This is a genomic window from Candidatus Electrothrix sp. (assembly GCF_052785085.1).
Genome location: NZ_JALAAI010000168.1, coordinates 1 through 6,669, shown reverse-complemented (window position 1 = coordinate 6,669; position 6,669 = coordinate 1). Strand labels below are relative to the sequence as shown.

The following is a 6,669-nucleotide window of genomic DNA, read 5'->3' as shown; positions in this document are numbered from 1 at the left end:
AGGCTGAATTCCGCCTGGAAAGTGTTCGACATCAAGCTGCAGTAACACTGACAAACGAAAAAAAATGCTTATTGGGCATCTCGGACAACTGAAATTGCTCTATGCTGGGGTACTTTTCAACACCCTTTTGATGTATTTTTATTTAAACAATACATGTTGCGCAGGAGCTTTCAGATGTTTGAATATTGTGTTTACTCATTGGTTAGGAGCGGTTACATGTTGAGATAGAGCTTTCATACATGCGAATGCTGTGTTCAAACGTACGAACGAAGCATTCACACGTTGCACAGGAGCTTTCAGATGTTTGAATTCCCTGTTCACTCGTTGGTTAAGAGCAGTTACATGTTGAGATAGAGCTTTCATACATGCGAATGCTGTGTTCAAACTAACGAAAGGAGCATTTATACGTTGCACAGGAGGTTTCAGATGTTTGAATGCTCTGTTTACTCGTTGGTTAGGAACGTTTACATGTTGAAACAGAATATTCATACGTGTGAATGCTGCGTCTCAACGCTTGAAAAATGATACAGTTTGATTGCCCGGAGATTACAGAGGAATGGAGATAGACCTTCTTACCCTTTAAGAAACAAATAATGCGACCCTGTTAAAGGTACTTTATCGGATATGTAACAGGTTGATGAGCTATGATCAAAAGAATTGCTTCGTTTTTTCAGCAGGAGAAGATCACTTTCAGCTTTCTCTTTATTTTTTCCGGCCTTGCCTTGGGAGTAATCCTCTGCTTTATCTGCATTGCATTCTACGCACTATCCTTGTCAAGGGGGAACTCCACGGCTGTACTCGCAACGCTTTTTATGGTCACTTGCGCCTCATATCTTATCGGTAATGCCTTTGGTTTTCTTTTTGGCATCCCGAAAACGATGCAGGAGCGGGATGGCATGAAACCTGAAAACAGAATATCCTATCAGATCAATACAAACTTGGAACAAATTTCTGACTGGCTGACCAAAATGCTTGTCGGTGCCGGTCTTGTGGAGTTTAAAGAACTGGTAAAATTTCTTGTGAACATTTCAACAGATATTTCTGCAGATATTGGCCATCCAAATGCACAGTCAATTATCATCGCATCAATCCTCTGTTTTGCAATTCTAGGATTTTTTATCACCTATTTTGGCACGAGGCTGTATATAGCCAATGCGCTTGCTTCGGCGAATACTGAACTGCAAGGGATTTCAGAAGAAAAATGAAGTTTACTTGGTATTATGGATATTAAGATAGTACGTCAGGCGATAGCCGAATTTTGCGTTGAATTTATCAGTTCTCCCTATCTATGCTATACAGAACATGGTCAACATGCGCTGTTTTACACGCAGTTATATAACCTTCTTCCAGAAGGAGAAAGATATATGACGTACCAACATCAACAGATTTGTATCCTTCAAAAGGAGTATCCAACCAACGCAACGTTGGGCAAACCACGACGACAACACTGGGATGTGACTGTTTTATCTACACTACCACCAGAAAAACCAAGAAAAGAAAGTTACGACTATTTGCCCTTGTCAGCCTGTATTGAATTCGGTCTCAATGCAACACAAGAACATTTAGAGGATGATATAGAACGACTTGGACATGCAGATGCAAATGTCAAGCAAGGATTCATAGTACATCTTTATCGATTATCTAACGCTGGGTGTAAGTTTTCTGGCCGAGACTGGTCTTCCAATTCTAAACAAATACTTACGCCTCAACAGGTAGGCAAATTAACCGCAGGCCAGTCTGTGGAAATATACTACGGCATGGCGGACAGCACAGGCAAATATAAATCTGGTGTATGGCGTATCAATGGCGGTAATGTGGAGTCCATGCTATAAATTATCTGCTGAAAATCGCCCTGTATCTTGAAGAGCAAGGGCTGTTTCTGCCCTTTATCTGCACCCCTGAACAACTGCTTGGAGCCGACAATGAGAGATGAAATTATTGATGAAGTTCGGACAATGCGTGAAGCGCATGCTGAAAAATTCAACTTCGATCTGGATGCTATTTATGAAGACATAAAACGTAGCGAGAAAGAACATATCGCACGCGGGGCGGAATTTATTGATCCGCCGCCAGTAACACCGGGCATACCGCATTCTGCGTATCAAAAGATTCGTTTTGCCAGTCATTCTGGAAAAACAGCACCGTAGCAAGGAGGCGCGCATGAACAACCCTCAATCTGCTTCAAACCAACGCTACACTGTTGACGATTACATTGCATGGGATGACGGATTCCCTCCCTGAAGCCTGAAGAACTTCTTGATCAATTTGAGGGAAAATGAAAATTCTGCTCGACATACAGGTAGTTCTCTGGTTTATCAATGGGATTATTAATACAAATCACTTCGTCTTTATTACTAAGCAAATATTTTTAATATGACAAACACCGACTCTACCGCCAAACCCCTTGACTTCGTTCGCCAGATCGTCGCTGATGACCTGAAAACCGGCAAGCACAGCAACATCGTCACCCGGTTTCCGCCGGAACCTAACGGCTTCCTGCACATCGGCCATGCAAAATCCATCTGCCTGAACTTCGGCATTGCCAAGGAGAACAAGGGCGTGTGCCATCTCCGCTTTGACGACACCAATCCAGGCAAGGAATCCACTGAATACGTGGATGCCATCCAGAAGGACGTGCGCTGGCTGGGCTTTGACTGGGGTGAGCACCTCTATTACGCCTCTGATTATTTTGACCAGCTCCATGCCTTTGCAATTGAGCTGATCAAGATAGGCAAGGCATACGTCTGCCATCTCAGTGCGGACGAGATGCGCGAGTACCGGGGCACCCTGACCGAGCCGGGCAAGGAAAGCCCGTACCGCAACCGCCCGGTAGAGGAAAACCTGGCCCTGTTCGAGCAGATGAAAAACGGAGAGCTGGCCGAAGGCACCTGCTCCCTGCGGGCCAAGATCGATATGGCCGCGCCTAATATGATCATGCGCGACCCGGCCATCTACCGGATCATGAAAAAGCACCACCACCGCACCGGCGATACATGGTGCATCTACCCGATGTACGATTTCTGCCACTGCCTGTCCGACATGATCGAAGGCATCACCCACTCAATATGTACTCTGGAGTTTGAGAACAACCGGGCCATCTACGATTGGGTACTTGATACGCTCCGAACACCCTGCCGCCCACGCCAGTACGAGTTTGCCCGCTTGAACATCAACTACACCGTGATGAGTAAGCGCAAATTGCTCCAGCTTGTGAATGAAGGACATGTGGAGGGTTGGGACGACCCCCGGATGCTCACCATATCCGGCCTGCGCCGCCGGGGCTACACACCCGCCTCAATTCGTCATTTCTGTGATACCATCGGAGTGGGGAAACGGGATTCCTGGATTGATATGGGGGTGCTGGAGAATGCCGTACGCGATGACCTGAACGTGCATGCGCCCAGAGTCATGGGCGTGCTGGAGCCTTTGAAGGTCGTGATCACCAACTACCCGGAAAACCAGGAGGAGGAGCTGGAGGCCCAGAATCATCCCCAGAATCCTGAAATGGGGACGCGCACCCTCCCCTTTAGCCGGGAGATCTATGTGGAACGAAACGACTACATGGAGAACGCGCCCAGAAAGTTCTTCCGCCTCACTGAGGGTCGGGAGGTGCGCCTGCGCTACGCCTATCTGATTACCTGTGACAAAGCAATCAAGGACGAGAACGGCGAGGTAGTTGAGCTGCACTGTACCTATGATCCAGAGACCAAGGGTGGCTCGGCCCCGGACGGTCGTAAGGTCAAGGGCACCATCCACTGGGTTTCTGCCAAGCACGGCATCCCGGCTGAGGTTCGTCTCTATGATAGACTCTTCAGCGTGGAAAGCCCGGATGCAGATAAGGAAAAAGACTTTAAGGAGTTCATCAACCCGGATTCCTGTCAGGTGCTGGAAAACAGCATCCTGGAACCCTCGCTGGCAAAACTTAGCGTGGATGATCGGGTACAGTTTGAACGGCAGGGATACTTCTGCCTGGACAGCAAGGAAAGCCAGCCGGGCAGGCCGGTCTTCAATCGCATCGTGACCCTGCGGGACAGCTGGGCCAAAATGCAGATGAAAAAATGATAAGCCACCCTTTTCATGTTGATTACTGATGGTTGCAGGGAAGGATGACGACAAGCCTTAGCAGAACTGGGGCAAAGGAAAGAGGTTCAGCCTCTCCAGGAATAACAAGAGAATATAAGAGATCTTCACCTAACCTTGAAAACACATCAATCCGGTACCAGAGCAGCACAGCAGGAAAAAAAACGGTTCTGGGCATTTCATGCCATGATGCTGCTCTGTGCTGTCCTGGTATCTACCTCATTCACAGCAAGCAAGGCCATTGCCCACGGCATGAACCCTTCCGTGCTTACCCTGCTTCGTTTCGTGATTGCGGCCCTGCTCTTTCTCCCTTATGTCCAATATAAACACGGGGTCCATCTACCGGAGAAAAAACGCCTCATCGGCTATGCCTGTATCAGCTTTGTCCTGACCAGCTTTTTCTGGCTCATGTTTCTCTCGCTCCGGTCAACTACTGCTCTGAACACCGGGGTAATTTTCACCTTGGTGCCCAGCATCTCTGGCCTGTACAGTGCTGTACTGCTCAAAGAGCGCTTAGGAAAATACAGACTCATTGCCATGTTTCCTGCAACGGTTGGGGCGATATGGGTGTTATTTCGGGGTAGCCTGACAGAGCTTCTGGCCTTTAATCTCAATTCCGGCGATCTGATTTTCTTTATCAGCTGCCTGTTTATGGCCTTTTACACGCCTCTTGTTAAGTTATTTCACCAGGAAGAACCTATGTCAGTTATGACCTTCTGGATCATGGTTACAGCCTGTGGTTGGCTTTTCCTGTTTTGTGGACACCAGCTTCCAGGCGTCGCTTGGGGCACTGTCCCGTTAAAAATCTGGGCTGGAATAATCTACCTTGCTATCTTCTCGACCATCATCACCTTTTTTCTTACTCAGCGCTGTACGCTTTCTCTTGGGCCAACCAGGGTCATGGCCTACAGCTATCTCTATCCACCATGTATTGTCCTGATAGAATGGGGCTTGGGTCATCCCCTGCCTTCATTCCATGTCGTACCAGGAGTGGGATTGATTATTGCAGCAATGTTTATTGTCCAGCAGGGAGCAGAAGACCACACTGTTTGGCAAAAATTCTAACGAGAACCAGCAAAAGAGAAAGGGTGGAACCTAGTATTTTACTCCACCCCGGAAGGATAAGAGGAGAGTTATAGAGAAAACGCCCTACTTAATACCGTTTTCATTCAAAAAACTACTATACTCCTTATCAGCCCCTTTAATATGGGTTTGCAGCCACTTGCTGAGAAATTGAAGAACATTGACTGAAACCGTTGCCCGGCCTGCATCAAACTCCTTTTTAAATTCTGTTACCTTCTGAACAAAGGCAACATGTTCTTTCTTATGTTCAGCAGCTCCAGGATATTTGACCTGTTGAAAATAATTTTCCTCAGTTTGAAAATGAGAGGCTGTATATGCGATCAGCCCATCCAAGATTTCCCCAAGAACATCCTTGCCATGCCCTTCTTTCATAGCGTCCGTGAGTTCATTGACCATCTCAACAAGTTTTTTATGCTCCCGGTCAATCCTGCTCACATTTACGCTAAAACTATCATTCCATTTGATAAGACTCATATTTTTAACCTCCCTTTTCGGATTACAGCCTTTTGACAAACCACAATGTTGCACATATTCTATCTTTTTTCCTGCAAACAAGATAGTAAGTTTTTGCTTTTGTCTCCCCATTCGCTCATTTCAAAACGCAGTTCGGAGAATTTTACCAAACCTGACTAAAAAACCCTGATTTCGATGTCGAAGAGGGTGAAATTCGTTTATGTGGCAACAAATTTCTCGCTCTTCAACATGTGGAGCGAAAAACCATCTGGAATTGATTTTGCGCAAAAAAAATAAATCATGCAAGTACAGGGAGTTGGAAATTCATCAAACTACAAAAAAAATAAGCGAATGGATCCAAATTGAGTCGTTGTATGATTTCTCTTTGTAAATTCGATAATGTTTTTAAGGAACGAACAATAACATTCCCAGCCTGATCAGTAATAATAGTGAGACTAATTCTCGAAAAAGCCTTTAGGATTCTCTCCGCAGAAGGTTTCTCTTTGATTTTTCTTCGGTTCTCAGGATGCACGCCCGACAGTCCGGTCTTTTCTTCCTTTAATGAACGCTGAACAACAAACTCTATCAACGTCATAACCCTGACACACAAGGTCAGCAAGTAGGTCATGCCTTCAATCTGGTCGTCTTTTCGAACAAATAACGGAGCGATATCCCATGACACGCTTCATATCCACCCCTTCAGAGTCTCCAGAGGGATATTCCTCCATAATCTCAGACCACTTTGAAATGAAATCCTTGCCTATTCCTTTAAGCATATTTACCCCGGAGGCATCCCAAAGCGGCTTGTCAAGGAACTCTGCCAACACAGCAGCATCCTGCCGGATTCTCTTTTTATTACCATGATGAACCACATGAACACGAGAGCTGTCTTTGAGGATCAGATTGATCTCATAACAGCAATTCCCCAGCAATTCAGCTCGTAAAAAAACACCTAAACATTCAAGCGGGATAACTTAATTACCGAAATTTTTTTTTCCAGCTATTTTCGACTTGACGATTGTCTATTTGTTTGGTGAGATGAAAAAATCAAAC

At 45.9% G+C, this 6,669-nt stretch carries 8 protein-coding genes; 5 read left to right on the top strand and 3 right to left on the bottom strand.

The window, feature by feature from the left end; translation table 11 throughout:
• Positions 1 to 896: 896 nt before the first annotated feature.
• From L2082_RS17790 to L2082_RS17770, 5 genes are all read left to right on the top strand, one after another.
• Positions 897 to 1,205, top strand: coding sequence for a hypothetical protein (locus L2082_RS17790; RefSeq protein WP_446011014.1), 309 nt, complete (start codon positions 897 to 899; stop codon positions 1,203 to 1,205).
• Between the two features lie 15 nt (positions 1,206 to 1,220).
• Positions 1,221 to 1,832: a hypothetical protein gene (locus L2082_RS17785; RefSeq protein ID WP_446011015.1), complete on the top strand. Its 612-nt coding sequence runs from the start codon at positions 1,221 to 1,223 to the stop codon at positions 1,830 to 1,832.
• A 90-nt stretch (positions 1,833 to 1,922) separates the two neighbouring features.
• Positions 1,923 to 2,147, top strand: a complete 225-nt coding sequence (locus tag L2082_RS17780) for a hypothetical protein (RefSeq protein WP_446011016.1) — start codon at positions 1,923 to 1,925, stop codon at positions 2,145 to 2,147.
• A 226-nt stretch (positions 2,148 to 2,373) separates the two neighbouring features.
• Positions 2,374 to 4,062 (top strand): glutamine--tRNA ligase/YqeY domain fusion protein, encoded by a 1,689-nt coding sequence (locus L2082_RS17775; protein WP_446012054.1) that lies wholly within the window; start codon positions 2,374 to 2,376, stop codon positions 4,060 to 4,062.
• Positions 4,063 to 4,197: 135 nt separating this feature from the next.
• Positions 4,198 to 5,145, top strand: coding sequence for a DMT family transporter (locus L2082_RS17770; protein WP_446012053.1), 948 nt, complete (start codon positions 4,198 to 4,200; stop codon positions 5,143 to 5,145).
• A gap of 84 nt (positions 5,146 to 5,229) precedes the next feature.
• Here the strand turns inward: L2082_RS17770 and L2082_RS17765 are convergent, their stop codons facing one another.
• The 3 genes from L2082_RS17765 to L2082_RS17755 form a co-directional block, all read right to left on the bottom strand.
• A complete protein-coding gene (locus L2082_RS17765; protein ID WP_446012052.1) occupies positions 5,230 to 5,637 on the bottom strand; it encodes a bacteriohemerythrin in 408 nt (135 codons plus the stop codon).
• Between the two features lie 277 nt (positions 5,638 to 5,914).
• Positions 5,915 to 6,298: a hypothetical protein gene (locus tag L2082_RS17760; protein ID WP_446012051.1), complete on the bottom strand. Its 384-nt coding sequence runs from the start codon at positions 6,296 to 6,298 to the stop codon at positions 5,915 to 5,917.
• Positions 6,249 to 6,548, bottom strand: a complete 300-nt coding sequence (locus tag L2082_RS17755) for a hypothetical protein (RefSeq protein ID WP_446012050.1) — start codon at positions 6,546 to 6,548, stop codon at positions 6,249 to 6,251. Before L2082_RS17755 ends, L2082_RS17760 begins: the two co-directional genes overlap by 50 nt.
• Positions 6,549 to 6,669 lie beyond the last annotated feature (121 nt).

What these genes read in the sequence shown, in the direction of transcription:
- L2082_RS17775 (WP_446012054.1), top strand. Translation starts at nt 2,374, where the DNA reads ATGACAAACACCGACTCTACCGCCAAACCCCTTGACTTCGTTCGCCAG.
- L2082_RS17785 (WP_446011015.1), top strand. Translation starts at nt 1,221, where the DNA reads ATGGATATTAAGATAGTACGTCAGGCGATAGCCGAATTTTGCGTTGAA.
- L2082_RS17780 (WP_446011016.1), top strand. Translation starts at nt 1,923, where the DNA reads ATGAGAGATGAAATTATTGATGAAGTTCGGACAATGCGTGAAGCGCAT.
- L2082_RS17765 (WP_446012052.1), bottom strand. Translation starts at nt 5,637, where the DNA reads ATGAGTCTTATCAAATGGAATGATAGTTTTAGCGTAAATGTGAGCAGG.
- L2082_RS17790 (WP_446011014.1), top strand. Translation starts at nt 897, where the DNA reads ATGAAACCTGAAAACAGAATATCCTATCAGATCAATACAAACTTGGAA.